The organism is Aeromicrobium sp. REDSEA-S38_B2 (assembly GCF_001628525.1).
GTDB lineage: Bacteria > Actinomycetota > Actinomycetes > Propionibacteriales > Nocardioidaceae > Aeromicrobium > Aeromicrobium erythreum.
The window spans coordinates 1-19,349 of sequence record NZ_LUNH01000043.1 but is presented as its reverse complement, the minus strand read 5'-3'; the positions used below and the strand labels follow the sequence as shown (position 1 = coordinate 19,349).

17 protein-coding genes are annotated in these 19,349 nt (G+C 72.4%); 11 read left to right on the top strand and 6 right to left on the bottom strand.

Annotated elements, in window-relative coordinates; all coding sequences use genetic code 11:
• The first annotated feature begins 42 nt into the window (after window positions 1-42).
• The 9 genes from A6Q81_RS10345 to A6Q81_RS10305 all read left to right on the top strand — a co-directional run bounded on the left by A6Q81_RS10345 (window position 43) and on the right by A6Q81_RS10305 (window position 11,362).
• Window positions 43-426 (top strand): DUF1304 domain-containing protein, encoded by a 384-nt coding sequence (locus tag A6Q81_RS10345; RefSeq protein ID WP_067858899.1) that lies wholly within the window; start codon window positions 43-45, stop codon window positions 424-426.
• Between the two features lie 238 nt (window positions 427-664).
• Window positions 665-2,791 (top strand): DUF6002 family protein, encoded by a 2,127-nt coding sequence (locus A6Q81_RS10340; protein WP_286690383.1) that lies wholly within the window; start codon window positions 665-667, stop codon window positions 2,789-2,791.
• Between the two features lie 33 nt (window positions 2,792-2,824).
• The gene (locus A6Q81_RS10335) at window positions 2,825-3,850 is read left to right on the top strand and encodes a hypothetical protein (RefSeq protein ID WP_286690382.1); all 1,026 of its coding nucleotides are present in this window, start codon (window positions 2,825-2,827) and stop codon (window positions 3,848-3,850) included.
• Entirely contained in the window at window positions 3,847-5,031 is a 1,185-nt protein-coding gene (locus A6Q81_RS10330) for a hypothetical protein (RefSeq protein WP_286690381.1), read from the top strand. The genes A6Q81_RS10335 and A6Q81_RS10330 overlap by 4 nt, the downstream gene beginning before the upstream one ends.
• Window positions 5,032-5,120: 89 nt before the next feature.
• Complete coding sequence (locus A6Q81_RS10325; RefSeq protein ID WP_286690380.1) at window positions 5,121-7,511, top strand: lantibiotic dehydratase; 2,391 nt, start codon at window positions 5,121-5,123, stop codon at window positions 7,509-7,511.
• Window positions 7,508-8,842 (top strand): hypothetical protein, encoded by a 1,335-nt coding sequence (locus A6Q81_RS10320; protein WP_286690379.1) that lies wholly within the window; start codon window positions 7,508-7,510, stop codon window positions 8,840-8,842. The genes A6Q81_RS10325 and A6Q81_RS10320 overlap by 4 nt, the downstream gene beginning before the upstream one ends.
• Window positions 8,839-9,393, top strand: coding sequence for a thiamine pyrophosphate-binding protein (locus A6Q81_RS10315; protein WP_286690378.1), 555 nt, complete (start codon window positions 8,839-8,841; stop codon window positions 9,391-9,393). Before A6Q81_RS10320 ends, A6Q81_RS10315 begins: the two co-directional genes overlap by 4 nt.
• The gene (locus A6Q81_RS10310; RefSeq protein ID WP_158509208.1) at window positions 9,390-10,064 is read left to right on the top strand and encodes a thiamine pyrophosphate-dependent enzyme; all 675 of its coding nucleotides are present in this window, start codon (window positions 9,390-9,392) and stop codon (window positions 10,062-10,064) included. The genes A6Q81_RS10315 and A6Q81_RS10310 overlap by 4 nt, the downstream gene beginning before the upstream one ends.
• Entirely contained in the window at window positions 10,061-11,362 is a 1,302-nt protein-coding gene (locus A6Q81_RS10305) for an MFS transporter (protein WP_067858920.1), read from the top strand. Before A6Q81_RS10310 ends, A6Q81_RS10305 begins: the two co-directional genes overlap by 4 nt.
• A 57-nt stretch (window positions 11,363-11,419) precedes the next feature.
• Here A6Q81_RS10305 and katG read toward each other — a convergent pair whose 3' ends face one another.
• Window positions 11,420-13,612, bottom strand: a complete 2,193-nt coding sequence (katG, locus tag A6Q81_RS10300) for a catalase/peroxidase HPI (protein WP_286690393.1) — start codon at window positions 13,610-13,612, stop codon at window positions 11,420-11,422.
• 80 nt (window positions 13,613-13,692) lie between these two features.
• Window positions 13,693-14,157: a Fur family transcriptional regulator gene (locus A6Q81_RS10295; RefSeq protein WP_067858923.1), complete on the bottom strand. Its 465-nt coding sequence runs from the start codon at window positions 14,155-14,157 to the stop codon at window positions 13,693-13,695.
• Window positions 14,158-14,284: 127 nt separating this feature from the next.
• Between A6Q81_RS10295 and A6Q81_RS10290 the strand changes: the two genes are divergently transcribed.
• The gene (locus tag A6Q81_RS10290) at window positions 14,285-14,779 is read left to right on the top strand and encodes a GbsR/MarR family transcriptional regulator (RefSeq protein WP_067858926.1); all 495 of its coding nucleotides are present in this window, start codon (window positions 14,285-14,287) and stop codon (window positions 14,777-14,779) included.
• On the opposite strand, the gene A6Q81_RS10285 is transcribed toward A6Q81_RS10290, so the two are convergent.
• From A6Q81_RS10285 to A6Q81_RS10270, 4 genes are read right to left on the bottom strand one after another with little or no spacing between them, the layout of a single operon-like run.
• Window positions 14,733-15,530: an ABC transporter ATP-binding protein gene (locus A6Q81_RS10285; protein ID WP_286690377.1), complete on the bottom strand. Its 798-nt coding sequence runs from the start codon at window positions 15,528-15,530 to the stop codon at window positions 14,733-14,735. The genes A6Q81_RS10290 and A6Q81_RS10285 overlap by 47 nt on opposite strands.
• Complete coding sequence (locus tag A6Q81_RS10280) at window positions 15,527-16,543, bottom strand: FecCD family ABC transporter permease (RefSeq protein WP_286690376.1); 1,017 nt, start codon at window positions 16,541-16,543, stop codon at window positions 15,527-15,529. The genes A6Q81_RS10285 and A6Q81_RS10280 overlap by 4 nt, the downstream gene beginning before the upstream one ends.
• Complete coding sequence (locus A6Q81_RS10275; RefSeq protein WP_286690375.1) at window positions 16,540-17,520, bottom strand: FecCD family ABC transporter permease; 981 nt, start codon at window positions 17,518-17,520, stop codon at window positions 16,540-16,542. Before A6Q81_RS10275 ends, A6Q81_RS10280 begins: the two co-directional genes overlap by 4 nt.
• Complete coding sequence (locus tag A6Q81_RS10270) at window positions 17,520-18,539, bottom strand: iron-siderophore ABC transporter substrate-binding protein (RefSeq protein ID WP_067858935.1); 1,020 nt, start codon at window positions 18,537-18,539, stop codon at window positions 17,520-17,522. Before A6Q81_RS10270 ends, A6Q81_RS10275 begins: the two co-directional genes overlap by 1 nt.
• A 235-nt stretch (window positions 18,540-18,774) precedes the next feature.
• Between A6Q81_RS10270 and A6Q81_RS10265 the strand changes: the two genes are divergently transcribed.
• On the top strand, window positions 18,775-19,251 hold the full coding sequence (locus A6Q81_RS10265) for a neocarzinostatin apoprotein domain-containing protein (RefSeq protein WP_067858939.1): 477 nt from the start codon (window positions 18,775-18,777) through the stop codon (window positions 19,249-19,251).
• Window positions 19,252-19,349: the final 98 nt, after the last annotated feature.

The window sequence follows — 19,349 nt, the reverse complement described above, 5'->3', positions numbered from 1 at the left end:
TGACCTCGGCCACCTCGTCCCTGCGTCGGCCATGATGGGCCCATGACCGCGCTCGGAGTCGCCCTCGTCGCCCTCGCAGCACTGCTGCACGTGTACATCTTCTGGCTCGAGTCCTTCGCGTGGACGACCCCGCGGGGACGCCGCACCTTCGGCCTGCGCCCCGAGGAGGCCGAGGCCACGCGCGAGCTCGCCTTCAACCAGGGCTTCTACAACCTCTTCCTGGCCGTGACGGCCGGCGCAGGAGCCGTGCTCGTGGCGCTCGACGTCACCACCGTCGGCGCCACCCTGGCGTTCACGGGCGCGGGCTCGATGGTCGCTGCCGCCCTCGTCCTCCTCGTGTCGAGCCCCGACAAGGCGCGCGCCGCCGTCGCGCAGGGCACGCTGCCGCTGCTCGGCGTCGTCGCGCTGGCCGTCGGCCTGCTCTGAGCACCCCCGCTCCGCCGCACCGGCCGCGGGTCGGCAGGGCGTCGGGGGCCCGCGCGGGGTGTGCACCGCGGGTACGCACCCGTTCCTGAATCGACCCGGATCGTCGGGGCCAGAGGGGTCCGAGACCACGTCGGATGGGACGGACGACCCATTCGAGGCGCTGAACGGGATCGCGATGTTTGGCGTTCTGCACCTCGGGTATGGCTCCCGTCACACACGCCAGCATTCGGGGGGATGCATGCCAGGGATCGACAACGCCATCGTCCACTACTACGACCGCCTACGACCTGGCCCGACCGAGGGAGCGGGCCCGACCGAGGGACCCTCGTTCGAGCTGCCCGACCTCGACGAGCGCTGGCGGGAGTTCTTCGCCGTCTCGAGCATCGCCGCCGCCCCGCTGCACGCGCCATCGGCGTTCGACGGGCTGGACGTGGTGCTGCTCGACCTCATGGGCAATCCGCGGACGCGCACCACGAAGACGAACCCGTCGCTGCTCATGGTGGCCCGCGCCGTCGTCCACGTCACCTCGACGGGGCGGCCCCTCACGATCGTCACCCCGTCGTCGGCGAACAAGGCAACCGCCCTGCGCGACGCCGTCCTCCGCGCCTACGAGTGTGGTCTCGTCTCGCCCGAGGAGCTCAACGTCGTCTGTCTGGTGCCGCCCTCCTCGGTGGAGAAGATCTGGTCGTCGCCGCTCGCCACCCACCCGGAGTGGGCTCGCCGGAACCCGGTGCTGGTCCTGGACGAGGGCGCGCGCTCGTCGGTCAAGCAGGTCGTCGAGGCCCTCCGGGTCCACCACCAGCAGGGTGCGGACCACCAGGACGACGCCACCTGGTGGTTCACGATGCAGCTCGACAACTACACGTTCGCGGATCGCCTGCGGGCCTGGTTCGAGACCGACCTCCTCCCCACGGACGGGCGCCGCTGGCACTCCCACGCCGTGTCCAGCGCCTTCGGCCTGCTGGGTCACGCGCGGGGGACTCCCTCGACCGGTCCCCACCCGGGGTACCTCCTGGTCCAGCACCTGGCGACGCCGGACATGGTCCTGCACCTGCGCACCGGGTCCTTCGACCGAGCCGGCCTCCCCCGCTACGACCTCACGCCGAGGGGGTTCGCGCAGCAGGGTGACCCGCACTTCCCCGGGGTGACGCAGTCCCTCGACGAGGTCCTCGAGCCCACCTTCTACACCCACGCGCCGCCGACCCAGGAGCGCATGCAGCGACTCATCGAGGAACGCGGCGGCGACGGGATCGTGGTGTCGCTGCAGGAGTGCCTCGAGACCTACGACGTCGTGCGGGGACTCCTCCGCGACCTCGTGCCCCTGCCCGCGGACCCTCGCGACCTCCGCGAGTGGTCGTTGTCCATGGCGATGACCGGCAGCCTCCTGGCGGCACGGCGGGGACTGCTCGACGACGTCGAGTCGCTCGTGGTCCACGCCAGCGGCTCCTACGCGGTCGGCGACTACGTCCCCGTGCCGGCGCACGTCACCGCGACGGTCGGCTCCGCGCAGGAGCTGGCCGACGTGGTCCGGACGACGCAGGCCCGCACCTCCACCAGCACGTCCGCACGACCCACCAGCAGAAGGAGAAGCACCATGACGCACTGCCCCATCAGCATCCTGTCCGCCGTCGACTTCAACGACGAGGTGATCCCACGCGACGACCTGGTCCGGACGGCGCGCGACATGCTCGACGAGCACGGGTACGTCCAGCTGGTCAACGTCCCCGACGACTTCCACTACGTCGACTTCGCCTCGAAGTTCGGCGACTTCGTGCCCAACTACGGCGGCCCCGTGGTCGGCGACGTGCGGCCGGAGCCGGGGATGGAGGACGTCTACCACGCGGGGAACACCAGACCGCTGACCCCGCACACCGAGGGGTACGACTTCACGACGCCGCCACCTCGCTACCTCATGCTCTGGTGCGTCACGCCCGCCTCCGGCGAGGGCGGTGAGACGACCATCGGTGACACCAAGCCCTGGATCGAGGCGCTCGACGACAGCGACCGCGAGCACCTCTACTCCACCGTCTTCCACTGGAAGACGACCGACGGCATCGCACGCAAGGGGCTCGACCTGCACACCGAGCACCCTGTGCTCGAGGACATGGGCGCACCGACCCCCACCGTCCGCTTCTCCTGCAACAACCTGCTGCACGAGGACGACGACGTCGCCGTGCGTCTACAGGCCGAGTGGCAGCGTCGCTACGCCGACGAGGCCGTCTGGATCCGTTACCACCGCAACGACGTCCTGCTGTGGGACAACTGGCGCGTCCTGCACGCACGCAACGCCTTCTCCGACCCGCAGCGCCACCTGCGTCGTCTGCAGATCCGACCGGCCGGCGTCCTCGCCGGCGTCCAGGGCTGAGGTCACGCCATCAGGCCGCACGCCAGGACGATCATGGTCGTCGGGACCGGCCGCTTCGCGACGCAGCTCGTCCGGCGACTCAGCACCGTCGTCGACGTCCCGCTGCACGTCGTGCAGTGCGGTCGCGGGCACCGGACGTCACAGGAGGAGGTCCACGCCGACGACCTCGTGCAGCACACCTACGCCCGGACCCCGAGCCTGTCCGGGCCTCGGGGCCGCGAGGACCTGCAGGCTCTGCTCGAGCGGTGGGGACCGTCGGTCGTCGTGGTCGCGACGTCGCACTACTCGCCCTACGCGGGGGGCGCCGGGGGTGTCCCGTTCGGCTCCTCGCTGGCGCAACAGCTGCCCGTCGCCCTCACGGTGGCTGAGGTGGCCCACACCCGCTCCCGGCCACCGCTGCTGCTCAACGCCTGCTACCCCGAGCTGGTGAACACCGTGTGCTCGATGCTCGAGCTGCCGTTCCACGCCGGTCTCGGCAACGCCCAGACCCTCAACTGGAGCGAGCGCGCGGACGAGGCGACACGAGTCCTCGGCCATCACGCCCACCTCGGCTCGGGTGACGTCGCCGCTCCTCTCGTGGCGGCGACGGACCTGCGGACCGTCCACGAACCCTCCCGATCCGAGCTGGACCGCATCGCCCGTCGCCGCGCACTGCCGCGGGAGCAGCGCAACGCGTTCGGGGCGACGGCAGCCGGAGACCTCGTAGCGACGCTGGCGGCGTCGGGGACCTGCACGGACCTCCTCCCCGGCGTCGGCACGTTCGGCGGCGCGGTGCCGGTCTCCCTCTCTCTCGGGTCCGGAGCCGCCGCCTCGGCGGAGGCCGACGTCCTCCTGCGCCCCGAGGACGCGACGCTCGCCCGCGCGCGTCACCGAGCAGCGAGCGCGTCGGAGGGGTGGACGTTCGACGAGGGTCGGCTCGAGCTCTCGGCGCAGGCGGCGGAGGGCATGGGCGCGTGGGCGCCGTCGAGCACGATCCTCGACGCCGCCGGCCTTCGAGCGTGGGCCACGAGGACCATCGCCTCGCTCCACGGCACGCTCGCGCAGGGAGCCCACCCGTGAGGGCCGACCGGATCCTGCGAGCGCGAGTCCGCCACGCCTGGGACAACACGGCGAATCCGGTGGTCGGCCGAGCCCACACCCAGTGGGACGTCGTCCGCGGCGTCCCCCACGTCGTCAGCCGCGTCGTCGACGACCCCGCGGCGCCCACCGTCGGGTACCGCGGCTTCCACCAGGGCCTCGCCAACGTGCTCCAGCTGACCGACGTGCTGCGCGCGCGGTCGTTCCCGGGCCGGGTCGAGTGGACCACCGAGGCCCCGTCGCGGTCGGCACGCCGCGCCTCCCGGCAGGAGACCGCCGACATCGAGCTCGTCGGCGCGCCGAGCGGGACGGTCCTGTCGTCGCCGGGAGAAGCGACCGTCGTCCTGCCCTTCCGCGTCCACCTCGTGGTGCGGACGCCCGACCTGGCGACGGTCCGCGCCCACGTGTCGAAGCGAGAGCGGCCTCGCTTCAACGAGTCCCTGCGCCACGAGCGCTTCCGACCACGGATCGTCCGCGACGAGGCCTCGGTCGTCGACTTCTTCCATCGGATGCACCGTCCCACGATGCAGGCGCGTCATGCCGAGAAGTCTCGGACGGAGTCGCTCGAGGCAGCCGTGCTCCTCGCCTCGCGCGGCGGGCTCTTCCTCGCCGACGACGCCGACGGCCCCGTCGCCGGGTGCCTGTACACGGTGCGTCGCGGTGTCTTCACCACGCGACTGCTGGGAGTGCGTGACGGAGCGGACGAGCACTACGACAGCGGCGCGTTCAAGGCGCTCTACCACCTCATGATGCAGCACTGCGCCCTCGCCGACGGGCTGGAGACCATGGACCTCTTCGGCACGGAGGCCTTCTGCTCGAAGGGCATCTACCAGTGGAAGCGACGCCTCGGTGCCGCCGTGGTGGAGGCTCCCAACCACTTCGGCTCCAAGCAGCTGCTGATGAGCGTCACCCGGGACCGGCCGGGCGTCCGACGCTTCCTCGTCGAGAACCCCGTCCTCGCCCGCATGCCGCGCGACGTGACCCTGCACGGGTCACCTCCGGCTGCCGACGCCGCGCTGAGGCCGCTGCGCTTCGTCGACACCGGCCTCTCGCCCGGGCACCCCGTGGCGACGACAGCGCGAGGGCTCGAGCCCGAGCTCACGGTCGACCTCGACACCTTCCTCGCCGCTCCGGCGAGCATCGCGCCGAGGAGGACCGTGTGACGAGCCGCCACGGCAGGGCAGGGCGACCCTCGGACCCGCCCACCGAGACGTCCCTCCGCTGGCGGCTGCTTCCCCACAGCGTCGTGCGCATGGCGGGGTTCGCGTTCGACCGCCTCGACGTCCTGCAGGACACGGCCGTGACGAGTGCTGCCCTGGCGGTGCTCGAGGCGCGTCGTGCCCGCCAGGACGCGGCTCGCGGTCGACGAGCCGGCGAGTGTGGTGCCCTCAGCGGCGAGCAGGCGGCCCGTCTGGTCACCGAGGCCGAGCGGGAGTACGAGAACGCGCACGCGACGAGCTGCGCCGCCACCGGGTCACGTCTGCACCGGGAGTTCGCCGACGACCCCCTGCTGCGTGCCACGGTGATGCTGTCGAACGAGGACCTCTGGGCCCGACTCCGGCCGTGGCTCGACCGGACGCCCCCGGACGACCTCACTCGACGGGATCGACGGCACGTCGACACCCTCGCCCTGTACCTGCAACGCTGCTGCGCCAAGAACGACACGGCGAGCCACCACGGGCCCTTCGCCCCGGGGAGCGTGCACCGTGGCGCCACCGGGCTGCGTCTCTCGGGAGAACGCCACCGCCTCCCTCTCCTGTCGCGTCGAGCGACGTACGAGATCTGCGAGACGCTCCGCGACGACGCCACCCTCCGCCCCCACCTGCCGGTCCGCGTCTCGCCCGCCGTCGTCCGTCCGTCCGACCTGCCGCCCGGCGACGACTCGGTGCGCACGTGGATGGTGGAGCTGGACCACACCCGCCGCGCGAGCAGACTGCACGACGTCGCGACCGTCACACCTCTGCACCTGACCGGCGGACAGCACGCCCTGCTGGTCGACCTGCTGCAACGTGCGCGGGACGCGCGGGAGGTGACGGTCCGCGACGTCGAGCGCATGGCGCGTCGGCGAGGTGTCAGCGGGACGGACCTGGACGCGCTCTACCGCGATCGCGCGCTCGAGGTCGGGCCGCACGTGCCCTACGGCGAGCCCGACCCGCTCCCCCACCTGCTCGCAGCGGTACCACCCGACCATGCGGCGTCGAGCCTGCTGCACGAGTGCGGCGCGGCGGTGCGTGCCTTCGGCGTACGCCCCGCACCGGACGACGACGCGGCGCTGACGGCGGTGAACGACGCAGTGCGGTCGATCGTCCGTCAGGTCCGACGACCTGCTCGGGCGGCGACCTTCTACAGCGACCGCAGCTTCGTGCACGAGGAGTGCATCGGACCGCTCGAGGAGCTCAGGACCGGCGCTCGGGCCCACGCGCTGCTCGAGGACGCCCTGCAACCGGTCCTCGAGCTGTTCATGGCCCGGGCGCACCTGGCCCACCAGGCCCAGGTCGCCGCCTTCGCCGCGTGGTTCGACCACACCTTCGCCTCGTCCAGCGTGAGCGTCGAGACGTACGTCCGCGCACTCCTGGACGACGCGGCGGGTCTGGAGTCGATCGCGCACGAGGTCAGCAGCAGCGCGCTGCGCTCCGACGAGCGCCTCCGCGCCGTTCTCGACCTGGACCCGCTCGCCGCGCGACAGGTCCTCGACCCGGGCGTGATCCACCGGTTCCTGGACGAGGCGAGCGCCGGGACGCCCGTGCGCGGGCCGGCGATCTGCAACCCGGACGTGATGATCCACGCCGGCAGTGCCGGCGACCTGGACGCGGGTCGGTTCCGTCTCGTGGTCGGTGACCTGCACGCCGACGAGGACAACCTCACGCACGGACTCTTCGGGCCCTTCCTCGCCAGCCACGCGCCCGAGCTCCCTGACACGGTCCTGGCGGCGTACCGACAGCTCGTGGGTCCGTCGGAGCGACTGGTCGACGTGTGTCTCGCGCACCGCAACAAGACGTTCCTGCGTCAGCCGCTGGACCTCGTCGACCTCGAGCTGCAGGACCCGAGCCCGCGACCCTCGACCCGCCTCCGCCTCGACGAGCTGCTGGTCGTGCGCACCCCCCGGGGACTCGCCCTGCGCGAGCAGGGGCGTCCGGAGGACCTGCGGCTCGTGACGCTGCCCCTCGCGTGGTCCGGGGTGGAGATCAACCCCTTCGCCGTGTTCGGGTTCCCGCAGCGCGACGGGGCACCGCTCCTTCCCCTCGGGACGGAACGCCACCTCCCTCGACTCGAGCTCGGGCCCGCCGTCGTGCAGCGGGAGACGTGGGCCGTCGATCCGCGGACGGTGGCTCCCGGGTCCCCCACCACCCAGTTCCTCGCCGTCCAGCAGCTCCGACGCGACCACGGCATGCCCGCGCACGTCTACGCGAAGAGCGCCGACGAGCCGAAGCCCGTGTTCGTGGACCTCGACAGCCCGCTCCTCGTGAAGGCCTTCGCGGCGCTGTGCCGCGACACGAGCGAGGACGTGGTGGTCCAGGAGATGTTCCCGTCCCGCGCAGGACTGTGGGTGGACTGGGGCGACGGACCCGTCACGTCGGAGCTGCGGTGCACCGCCGTCACCGGACGAGCTCTCGACCCGGACCGAGGAGAGGAAGCATCATGATCACGCCCCCACGACCGTCGGCACCCCTGGAGCTCGTCCGCGGGACCGTCCGGGAGGGCACCGCGGACACCGGCATCCCGCCGCGCGAGGGATGCCCGCTCTCCCCCGTCGTCCTGCCGCGGGCGACCGAGCGCGAGGTCCAGCGGGCCGGTCTCGCTCTCCTCGACCTGTCGCGTCGCACTGTCCTCGACCTCGGCGACAGCACGCAGGCGCGGATGGAGGCCTTCGGGACCACGGCGGAGGACTACCCGTTGTTCAGCCGGGACCAGCAGTTCGAGGACCGCTTCTGCGACGTCTTCGCGCGTCCGGACTTCGTGGTCACGGACGCAGGCCCCCAGATCTTGGAGTTCAACGTGAGCGGCGCCGTCGGTGGTGTGCCGGAGCTGAGCACGTTGCAGAGCGCGCTCTCCGACGTCTACGCACGGGACGAGGGGGTCACCTGGGACTGGAGCGACCCGTACGACGATCGCGCGCGCACCTTCGCCGACGTGGTCCGCGCATGCGGCCTCGAGCCACGCGTGCTGGTGCTGGGCTCGGTGCGCGACCTCAAGCACACCGACAGCACCAAGATCTTCGACCTGGAGGTCGCCGCGTTGGACCGCGCCGGCCTGCAGGGCGACTTCGCGGAGCCGGAGGGCCTCGTGCCTCTGCTCGAGTCGCTCCCGGCAGGCGCCGTCTCGCACCCGCTCAGCCTCAGGATGTTCACGGTCCCCGAGTGGGCCGAGCTCGGCATCGACCTGACGCCCGTCCGGGAGTGGCTCGACCGTGGCTCGTGGCTGCTCACCTCCCAGACGTCGTCGTTCCTCGCCAACAAGAAGACCCTCGCCTGGCTCTCGGAAGGACTGCCCTGGATGACCGCGCGCGAACGCGAGCTGGTCGACCGGTACGTGCCCTGGTCGCGGGTGACCGGGGACCGGGACACCTCCCTGCCCGACGGCTCCCGCGGCGCGCTCGGCACCTACGCCTTGGCTCACCAGGACGACCTCGTCCTGAAGAAGGGCATCGGCATGCAGGGCCTCCAGGTCACCGTCGGCCGCGACACGACAGCGGCGGGGTGGTCCGACGCCGTCGAGGCGGCGGTCCGTGACACCGACTCCGTGGTGCAGCGGTACGTCGAGCCGTCGCTCCAGGAGGTGTGGATGAGCCACGGGCCTGCGGAGGACGAGGTGGAGCTGCTGCGGACGCGCCCCATCGTCAGTTACTTCCTGTTCGGTCGTCGCGCCGGGAGCGGGTGGGCCCGCTTCCGACCTGACGACACCTTCGGCGTGGTGAGCCGCGAAGGGTTCAACGCCTACGAGACCGCCATCGCACCCCGCGAGGAGACACCATGAACTCGACCACGGCACCACCGACGACGCCGCCCCGCCCGCCCGGCGTCGCGGAGCCATCGGGCTTCGCAGCCTCGGCAGCAGCCCTCTACGAGGACCTCGTCGCGGACGGCGCGACGTCCCACGTCGGCACGCCCTGCGGCATCCTCGCGCCGCTGTGGACCCAGGCGGAGAACGATCCTCGGGTGACGCTGACGACGATCTCGCGGGAGGACACCGCGCTCGCCTTCGCCGCGGGCCAGGCGCTCGCCGGGGGACGGCCGGTCGTGCTGATGCAGAACTCGGGCTTCGGGAGCTGCGTGAACGTCATGGCGTCCCTGGTCTGCGCCTTCGAGCTGCCAGTGACGCTCGTCGTGAGCCTGCGCGGCACCGGGGTCGACCACACGGCCGAGAACCGCGGCATGGGCGCTGTGACCCGGACGCTCCTCGATGCGTGGCGCGTCCCCTGCGTCGCGCTCGACGAGCCCGGCTCACGGGCTCCGCTCCACCGGCTCGACCCGGTCGGCCCTCGGGCGGTGCTCGTGGGTCCCAGCTACTTCGGATGGCGCCCGTGAGCCGCGACGGCGAGACGCTCCGCCCCGACCTGCCGTGCCTGACCAAGGACGAGCTCGTCGCGCACGTCGTGGAGAGGTACGAGGACCGGCCGATCGTCCTCACGACGGGCTACGTCTCCCGCATCGCCTACGGACTGCGCCCCGGTGCGCCGAACCACTTCTACATGGTCGGCAGCATGGGCATGGCGGCCGCGATCGCGCGTGGTGTGTCGTCGCGGTGGTCGGACCCGGAGCGCGCGCCGGTGGTGCTCGACGGCGACGGTGCGGTGCTCATGGGTCTGCACGGGTTGTTGCTGGAGCAGGAGACCACGGGCTGCCCGATCCTCCACCTCGTCGCCGACGATGCTGCGTACGCGTCCACCGGTTCCCAGGCGGTCCCCTCGAGCCGTCGCCGCATCAGGGACCTGGCCGATGCCGCCGGCTACACCCGTCCGGCGCTGGTGTCGGGCGACGAGGTCGATCTCGAGCGGGTGCTCGACACGGCCGATGCGACGGTCGCGGGCGGGCGCAGCACCTTGGTCCAGTGCCTGGTGCGCTCCGGGCCGCCGCCTCGCGCCCGCGTCGAGTCTGCACTCCCCGCGGTCGCCGAGGCCTTCGGCTCGTTCTGCCGGGACAGGGCGGACGGCCGCGCCCGCGGCGCCGACACAACCCGAAAGACGGACCGCCGGTGACGCGACGAGGACACCGCCGACGACCGGACGTCGCGGAGACGGGAGCGGACACGGCCGACCGGCAGCCAGCACGCGCCGACGAGGTCCCGCCGCGGTCCTACACCTCGCTGCTGCGTGATCCCCAGTTCGCGGGTCTGTTCCTCACCCAGGTGTGCACCGTCCTGGCGACGTCCGTGAGCGGTCTCTACCTCGGCACCATCGTGAACGAGGAGACGGGATCGCCGTTCCTCACGTCGTTCGCGATCTTCGCGCCCTCGCTGGCCAACCTGGTGAGCGCGGCGAGCCTCATGTCGGTCGCCGACACGCGGGCACCGCGTCGCACGATGACGCTGCTGCAGGTCGGGATCGCGGTCACGATCGGGGCACAGGCCCTGCCCGTCCCTCTCTGGGCACGGTTCGCGCTGCTGCTCCTGAGCGGCGCCCTGACCGCCCTGAGTGCAGGCATCCGACTCGGCCTGGTGAGCCTGACGGTCGGTCGGGCGGGCTACGCGCCGGCGAGGAGCCTGCTCAACCTCACCAACGGGGCGGTCCAGGTGACCGGGTACGCGTTCGGTGCGCTCCTCGTCCGCGTCGCGAACGCTCCCACGGTGTTCTGCGCGCTGGCCGCGCTCATGGCCCTGGCCGCGGTCGCGGTGGTCCTCTGCGTCCGCAGGCTGCCCCCTCGGTCCCCCGCGGGCCGGCCCCCCACCGACGCAGGCACCCGGAGCGCACGAGGTACCCGCTCGGCCCTCGGCAGCACCCACGCCGTCAACGCCTGGGTCCTGCGCCAGCCACGGACGCGCGTCCTCCTCCTCGCGTTGTGGGTGCCGAACGGTCTGGTCGTCGGTGCGGAGAGCCTGTTCATCCCCTACGCCGGCACGCACGCCGGCTTCCTGCTGGCGGCGGGGGCAGCGGGCATGATGGTCGGCGACCTGGTCGTGGGTCGCTTCGTCTCCCGTCGCGGGCGGGGTCGGATCAACGTCGCCCAACGACTGCTCCTCGCCGTTCCCTACCTCTTCTTCGTGCTCGTCCTCCCGTGGCAGCTCGCGACCGTCCTGGCCTTCGTCGCCAGCCTCGGCTTCTCGGCGTCGCTCCACCTGCAGGAACGCCTGGTCGAGGCCACGCCCGACGAGCGAGCCGGCCAGGTCCAGGGCCTGGAGGCGTCCGGGCGGACGGCCGGCCAGGGCGTCTGCGCCCTGGCTGCCGGAGCACTGGCCGAGCTGGTCGGCCCGGGGGCTGCGATCTCGGTGTTCGCGACGGCGTCGCTCGCGGTCACCCTCGTCCTCTCCCCGCTGCTGCGCCGCTCCGCCTCCGACTGACGACGCAGGAGGGCCCGGACCGTCGCGGTCCGGGCCCTCCTGTGCGTGCAGGGTGCGTCAGCGGTGCAGGTCGAAGCGGTCGGCCTCCATGACCTGGACCCAGGCGCCCACGAACTCCTCGACGAACGCGTCGGCGCCGTCATCGCTCGCGTACACCTCGGCCACGGCCCGCAGCTCGGAGTTCGAGCCGAAGACCAGGTCGGCGCGGCTGCCCGTCCAGCGGACGGCGCCGGCGGCGTCGCGGCCCTCGTAGATCCCGGCCTCGGGGTCCACCGACGTCCACGTGACGTCCATGTCGAGCAGGTTCACGAAGAAGTCGTTCGTGAGCGTGCCCGGGGCGTCGGTGAGGACACCGAGCGTCGACCGGTCGTACGTGGCGCCCAGCACCCGCAGACCGCCGACCAGCGCGGTCAGCTGCGGGGCGCTGACCCCGAGCAGGTTCGCGCGGTCCAGCAGCAGGTGCTCCGCCGGCAGCCGGTTGCCCTTGCCGAGGTAGTTGCGGAACCCGTCGGCCCGCGGCTCGAGCCACTCGAAGGACTCGACGTCGGTGTGCTCGAGGGTCGCGTCGACACGGCCCGGCGTGAACGGCACCTCCAGCTCGCGACCGGCCGCCTTCGCGGCCAGCTCGATGCCGACACCGCCCGCGAGGACGATGAGGTCGGCGAGGGAGACGTAGGTCCCCGACTCCGCCTGGATGCCCTCGAGCACGCCGAGGACACGACGCAGCTCGCCCGGGTTGTTGACCTCCCAGCCGACCTGCGGCTCGAGGCGCACCCGTGCACCGTTGGCGCCACCGCGCTTGTCGCTGCTGCGGAACGTCGAGGCCGACGCCCACGCGGTGCCGACCAGGTCGGTCACGCTCAGGCCGGAGTCGGCGACACGCTGCTTGAGGTCCGCGATCGCCGCGGCGTCGAGCGGGGCGCCCGTCGCCTCGGGCAGCGGGTCCTGCCAGATCAGCGTCTCCGCCGGGACCTCGGGGCCGAGGTAGCGGTCCTTCGGGCCCATGTCGCGGTGCGTGAGCTTGAACCAGGCTCGCGCGAACGCGTCGGCGAACGCGGCCGGGTCGTCCTTGTAGCGGCGCGAGATCTGCTCGTAGGCCGGGTCGACGCGCAGCGCCACGTCGGTGACGAGCATGCGCGGCTTGCGGTTCGGGCCGCCGTGGGCGTCGGGGATGATCGCCTCGGCGTCCTTGGCCTCGAACTGCCAGGCGCCGGCGGGGCTCTTGGTCAGCTCCCACTCGTAGCCGAAGAGCAGCTCGAAGTAGTCGTTGGACCACTGGACGGGCGTGCGCGTCCAGGTGACCTCCAGGCCCGACGTGATCGTGTCGTTGCCGTGGCCGGCGCCGAAGGAGTTCTTCCAGCCCAGGCCCTGCTCCTCCAGCGACGCGCCCTCGGGCTCGGCGCCGACGTACTTCTCGGGGTCGGCCGCACCGTGGGTCTTGCCGAGCGTGTGGCCGCCGGCGATGAGGGCGACGGTCTCCTCGTCGTTCATGGCCATGCGGCCGAACGTCTCGCGGATGTCGCGGGCCGCGGCCAGCGGGTCGGGCTCGCCGTTGGGGCCCTCGGGGTTGACGTAGATGAGGCCCATCTGCACGGCGGCGAGGGGGCGCTCGAGCTCACGGTCGCCGGAGTAGCGCTCGTCCCCGAGCCACTCGGTCTCCGGGCCCCAGTACACGTCGGCGTCCGGCTCCCACACGTCCTCACGACCGCCGGCGAAGCCGAAGGTCTCAAAGCCCATGGACTCCAGCGCCACGTTGCCGGTGAGCACGATGAGGTCGGCCCAGGAGAGGTTCTTGCCGTACTTCTTCTTGACCGGCCAGAGCAGACGGCGGGCCTTGTCGAGGTTGCCGTTGTCGGGCCAGCTGTTCAGCGGGGCGAAGCGCTGCTGACCGGCGCCCGCGCCGCCACGGCCGTCGTGCACGCGGTAGGTGCCGGCGCTGTGCCACGCCATGCGGATCATGAGACCGCCGTAGTGCCCGAAGTCGGCGGGCCACCAGTCCTGCGAGGTCGTGAGGACCTGCTCGATGTCGCGCTTGACCTCGGCGAGGTCGAGCGACTCGAACGCCGCGGCGTAGTCGAAGTCGTCGCCGAGCGGGTTGGCGACCGACGGGTTCTTCGCGAGGATCTTGAGGTTCAGGCCCTCGGGCCACCACACCTTGTTGGCGTCCTGGCGCGTCGGGTACGGCAGGCTGTCGTGCGCGACGGGGCACTGGCCCTCCGGCGCACCCTTGGCCTCCAGGGGGTCGTTCATCTCGCCGACTTCGGCGTTCGGCTTGTCGTGCTCGCTCACGATGTTCCTCTCAGGTGGGTGGACGGTGCGGACCGCTGCCCTCAGGCGGGCGCGGGAGTCTGGGGATCGCGCGGAGTCTCGGCCGACCCGGCGCGCGCACAGGCGGGGCAGGTGCCCCAGAAGATGACCTCGGCCTCGTCGATGACGAAGCCGTGGTCCTGCGACGGGACGAGGCAGGGCGCCTCCCCCGTCGCGCAGTCGACGTCGGCGATGGTGCCGCAGGTGCGGCACACGACGTGGTGGTGGTTGTCGCCGACGCGCCGCTCGTACCGGGCCGTGTGGCCGTGCGGCTGGATACGACGCACGAGACCGGCCTCGGTGAGCGCGGCCAGCGAGTCGTAGACCGCCTGGTGCGAGACGTCGGGGACGTCTCGCCGCGCGGCGTCGATGACGTCGCCGGTGTCGGCGTGCGGCAGCCGCTCGAGCGCCTCCAGCACGGCCACCCGTGGACGGGTGACACGCAGACCGACCCCGCGGAGGAGCTCGGCGACGTCGAGGTGCGGCATGACCTCGACTCTACCGGCTTTCTTGAACGAGTCAAGAAAGGACACGCGGTGTTCACCTGCTGCCCGCGTCCCCGTTCCTCGCCCGCGCGGACGAGCCGACGCCCCCGCCTGCACCTACCCTGGTCCGATGACGATCAGCGGCGCTCGTCGAGCCGAGTTCATCGAGTCCTTCGCCCGCGCGTGGACGTCGCGGGGCGCCTCGCGCACCGAGGGACGGATCGCCGCGTACCTGCTCCTCGACGAGTCCGACGGCGTCACGGCCGCCCAGATCGCCGCCGACCTCGACGTGAGCACGGGGTCGGTCTCCAACGCCACGCGCAGCCTCGCCGACGCCGGCTTCCTCCACCACGAGCGACGTCCCGGCGAGCGCGCGACCCGCCACTTCATGGCGCGCGACGTGTGGGGCCGCTTCCTGCAGCACGAGCGGCCCTACCTGCAGGCCCAGCGCGACCTCGCCGCCCGCGCGCTGCCCGACGTCCCCGAGGGCAGCCCCGCCCACGAGCGGCTCACCCACATGCACCACTACATGGCGTGGCTGCTCGACGACGTCCGCCTCGACGAGCGTTGGCAGGAGGTCAAGGCCGGGCGCGCTGATCCTGCAGCGGGATCATCAGCGGAGTAGCCGACTCGGGGTCCTCGACCAGGCGGCACCGGACCCCGAAGACCTCCTCGACCTGGGCGCTCGTCACGACCTCGCGCGCCGTCCCCTCGGCCACGACGTCGCCGTCGCGCATGAGCACGACGCGGTCGGCGTAGCGGGCCGCCTGGTTCAGGTCGTGCAGCACCGCCACGACGGTGCGTCCGGCGGCCCGGATCTCCTGGCACAGGTGCAGCACGTCGAGCTGGTGCGCGAGGTCGAGGAACGACGTCGGCTCGTCGAGCAGGACGAACTCGGTCTGCTGCGCGAGGACCATGGCGATCCAGGCGCGCTGGCGCTGCCCTCCTGAGAGGTCCGCCACCCGGCGACCTGCCAGCGCCTCGACGCCCGTGGCCGTCAGTGCCGAGGCGATCGCCTCGTCGTCGCCCTCGCTCCACTGCCGCCGCGGCGCGTGGTACGGGTGCCTGCCCCGCGCGACCAGCTCCTCGACGGTGATGCCGTCGGGCACCACGGGCTCCTGCGGCAGCAGGCCGATGCGTCGGGCGACGTGCTTGGAGCGGTGCCGCTCGAGGGGCACGCCGTCGAGCACGACCTGGCCCGCGGTCGGCCGCAGCGTCCGGGCGAGGGTCTTGACCAGCGTCGACTTGCCGCAGCCGTTGGGCCCGATGACGGCCGTGAAGTGGCCGCGGCTCACCGTGAAGTCGAGGTCGCGCAGCACCGGGGCGCCGCCGTAGCCCACGGTGATCCCGTCGGCACGCAGGGATGACTCGTTCATGTCGTGACGTTCCTCCAGTGGACGAGCAGCAGGTAGCCGAGGTAGGCGCCGCCGACCCCGATCGTGACGACCCCGACGGGCAGTCCCTCCGCGGCGGGGACGTGCTGGGCGACCACGTCGGCGGAGAGCACGATCAGCACGCCGACGAGCGCCGAGGCCACGAGGTTGGGGCCCACGGCGCCGGTGAGGCGTCGGGCGACGTGCGGCGCGGTCAGCGCGACGAACGAGATGGGCCCGGACACCGAGACGGCGACGGCGGCCAGCAGCACCGACAGCACGATGGCCCAGGTCCGGGTCGCCGACGCGCGGGCACCGAGCGCGTCGCAGAGCTCGTCGCCCATGTCCATGACGAGCAGCCGGTGGTGCAGGGCGGCGACGCACGGCAGCAGCAGGAGCAGGCCCCCCGCGATGGTCGCGGCGTGCCCGAGGTCGCGGGCCGACAGCGAACCGACCGTGTAGGCGGCCAGGGCGTGCGCGCTGTCGCGCATCTCGACGGCCACCACGTACTGCGTCACCGCGGTGCACATGGCTGCCACGCCGATGCCGGTGACGATGACCCGCGCCGGCGACGCGAAGCCCGAGCCGTTCGCCAGGTACACGATGCCGATCGCCGCGCCGGCTCCCAGCACCGCTCCGACAGGGGCGGGCACGGTGGAGCCGAGCACCACCGTCACGGCCACGCCCGCCCCCGCGCCGGCGGCGAGGCCGATGACGTCGGGGCTGCCCAGCGGGTTGCGGGTCACCGTCTGGAACAGCGCGCCCGCGACACCGAGGGCGACCCCCACCCCGACCGCGACCAGCAGACGTGGACCCCGCAGCCGCTCGAGCACGAACCGCGACCTCGCGTCGAGGTCGCCGGTGACGGCGTCGCGCAGGTCCGCCACGGACAGGCCCAGCCGGCCGAGCGAGAGCGTCAGCAGCGAGAGCACCACGCTCACCGCCACGATGCCCAGGCAGACGGTCAGGGTGCGGCGACGCACGGGCACGACCACCCGCCGCACGGTCGCGCTCACGCGGCGGCCCTCGTCCGTCGCACGGCCGCGAGCAGGAACGGCGCGCCGAGGAACGCGGTGACGACACCGACCATGAGCTCGGTGGGTCGCGCCACGACCCTGGCCAGCACGTCGGAGCCCACGAGCAGCGTGGCCCCCAGCAGCAGGGCCACGGGCACCTGCCACCGCAGGTCGGAGGCGACGAGCGCCCGCACGACGTGCGGGACCGCCAGGCCGACGAAGACGATCGGCCCGGCCGCCGCCGTGGCCGCCGCCGCGAGCAGCGTCGCCGCGGCGAGGGCCCCGAGCCGCACCCACGCGACCCGCACACCGAGCGACGTCGCGACGGCGTCGCCGAGCTGCACGGTGTTCAGGCCCGGTGCGACCAGCACCGTCAGGACGAGACCGACGAGCATGACCGGGGCCACCATCGCCAGCGTCTCCCACCGCACCCCGGCCAACGACCCGACCACCCAGAAGCGGTAGGAGTCGAAGGCGTCGGGCCGGGTCAGGATCATCGCCTGGACGTAGGCGCCCAGCACCGCGCTGACGACCGCGCCGGCGAGGATCAGCGGGACCACCGACTCGCCGCCGGCGCGTCGACCGAGGGCGTAGACGACGGCCACGGCGACGAGGGCGCCCGGGATCGCCACCCACACTATGGCCGTCCCGTTCCCGAGCCCGAGGAACGCCGTGGCGGTCACGATGGCGGCCGACGCGCCCATGCTGACTCCGAGCAGGCCCGGCTCGGCGAGCGGGTTGCGGGTGACCGCCTGGATCAGCAGCCCGGCCACGGCCAGCGCGGCTCCCACCACCGCGCCGACCACGGTCCGCGGCACCCGGGCCTCGACGATCCGGCCCAGGTACTCGTCGCCGCGACCGGTGAGCACGTCCCAGACGTCCGACACCTCGTTGGCGCGCACCCCGAGCACGACGCTGAGCGCCGCGGTGCACGCGAGGACGACGACCAGGCCGAGGAGCAGAGCCCCTCGACGCATCACGCGTCGGCCCGCGCCAGGGCTCGGTCGATGATCGGCCGGTAGCGCTCGAGCGCCCAGGGCACGGTCAGCGGCGTGATGATCGAGGACGCCGTCACGAAGGACTGGTCCGTGGGCGCGACGAGCGCACCCTTCTCCACCGCGGGGATCCCGGCGTACAGCGGCTGGGACTCGGTCTCCTTGCGGCTCTTCTCGTCGGCGTAGAAGGTGAAGACCAGGTCGGAGTCGTCGAGCATGTCGGCGTTCTCGAGGCCGATGAGCGCGGAGTCGGTGCCCGGCTCCTCCCAGTCCTTCAGCTCCTTCTCGCTCAGCGCGGGCTCGAGGCCGAGCGCCGAGACGAACGTCACCCGCTGCTCGCCGGGGTAGAACACGCCGAGCGTGCCCGGTCCGTTCGTGTAGATGAAGGAGAACGTGCGGCCCTCGTACCTCGGGTCGGCGGCGGAGGCGAACTGCTCCTCGATGTCGTCGACGAGTCCGGCGGCGGCCTTCTCCTCGCCCAGCGAGCGGCCGATCGTCGCGATCTGGTCCTCCCAGGTGATGACCCACGGCTCCTTCTCGTAGGCGACGGTGGGGGCGATGTCGCTGAGCAGGTCGTACTGCTCCTGCGTCACGCCCGACCACGGGGCCAGGATGAGGTCGGGCTCGAGCTCGAGGATCGCCTCGATGTCGAGCTCGGTGCCTCCGGTGAACTGCTGCGGCAGCTCGTCGCCGCGCTCGGTGACGGCCTCGTGGATCCACGGCAGGTAGCCGGTGTCGTCGGCACCCCAGGGGTAGGACTCGATGCCGACCGGGGTGACGCCGAGCGCGATGGCCGTCTCGGCCGACCCCTGGCCGAGGGTGACGACCCGCTCCGGCTTCTCGGTGATCTCGGCCGTGCCCAGCGCGTGCGTGATCCGGACGGTCTCGAAGTCGCTCGAGGCGGAGTCCTCGGCCGTGGACGACCCTCCGCAGGCGGACAGCAGCAGGGCGGCGCACAGCGCTCCCACGACGCTCGTGAGCACGGGACGGACGGACGACATGGGACCTCCTGGTCGACGGGCGGCACGACGCGCCACTGATCACTCAGGTGGACCTTAGTTGATGTTCAAATTTTATGAAACACTCAGCGGTGCGACGTGGGACACGCGTTCGGCCGACGACCGCCACCCCGGCATCGCCGCCCCCTGGTGCCGAGGGACCAGGTCTTGCGCACTCGGCCCCGACGCCTCTACGGTACGAGCCGTTAGGACAGCCTAACCTTACCGAAGGAGCACGATGAGCACCTCCCTCCCCCGCCGCCTCCCCCTCGCCCTGGGTCTCGCCGCTGCGGCGGTGACCCTCGCCGCGCCGACCGTGGCGCACGCGGCCGGCACCATCTCCGTCACGCCGAGCACGGGCCTGTCGTCGAGCGCCAGCGGCTCCGTCGTCACCGTCACCGGCTCCGGCTACACCGCCAACGGGACCTACAAGGTCGGCACCTGCTCGACGAAGTCGTACGGGATCCTCGGCGTTCCCGCGTGCTCGTCCGGCGTGGAGACGACGGCCGACGCGAACGGGAACATCTCCGTCAGCTACACCGCGAAGAAGGTCAACTCCAACGCCCACTACGGCATCCCGGTGGCCGGTGCGGGACAGCCCGCGTCGTTCACCTGCAAGGGCAGCGCGGCCAACGACCAGTGCGCCGTGACGATCACCTCGCACAACGGCACGTCCTCGACCGTCGAGGCGCAGGCCAACATCACCTTCCAGTGAGCCCCGGACGGGGGCGCGGACCGACGTCCGCGTCCCCGTCGCGCTCGCCCCTCCTCCCCTCCCCCTCCCCCTCCCCCTCTCGAAGGACCGTCATGGCT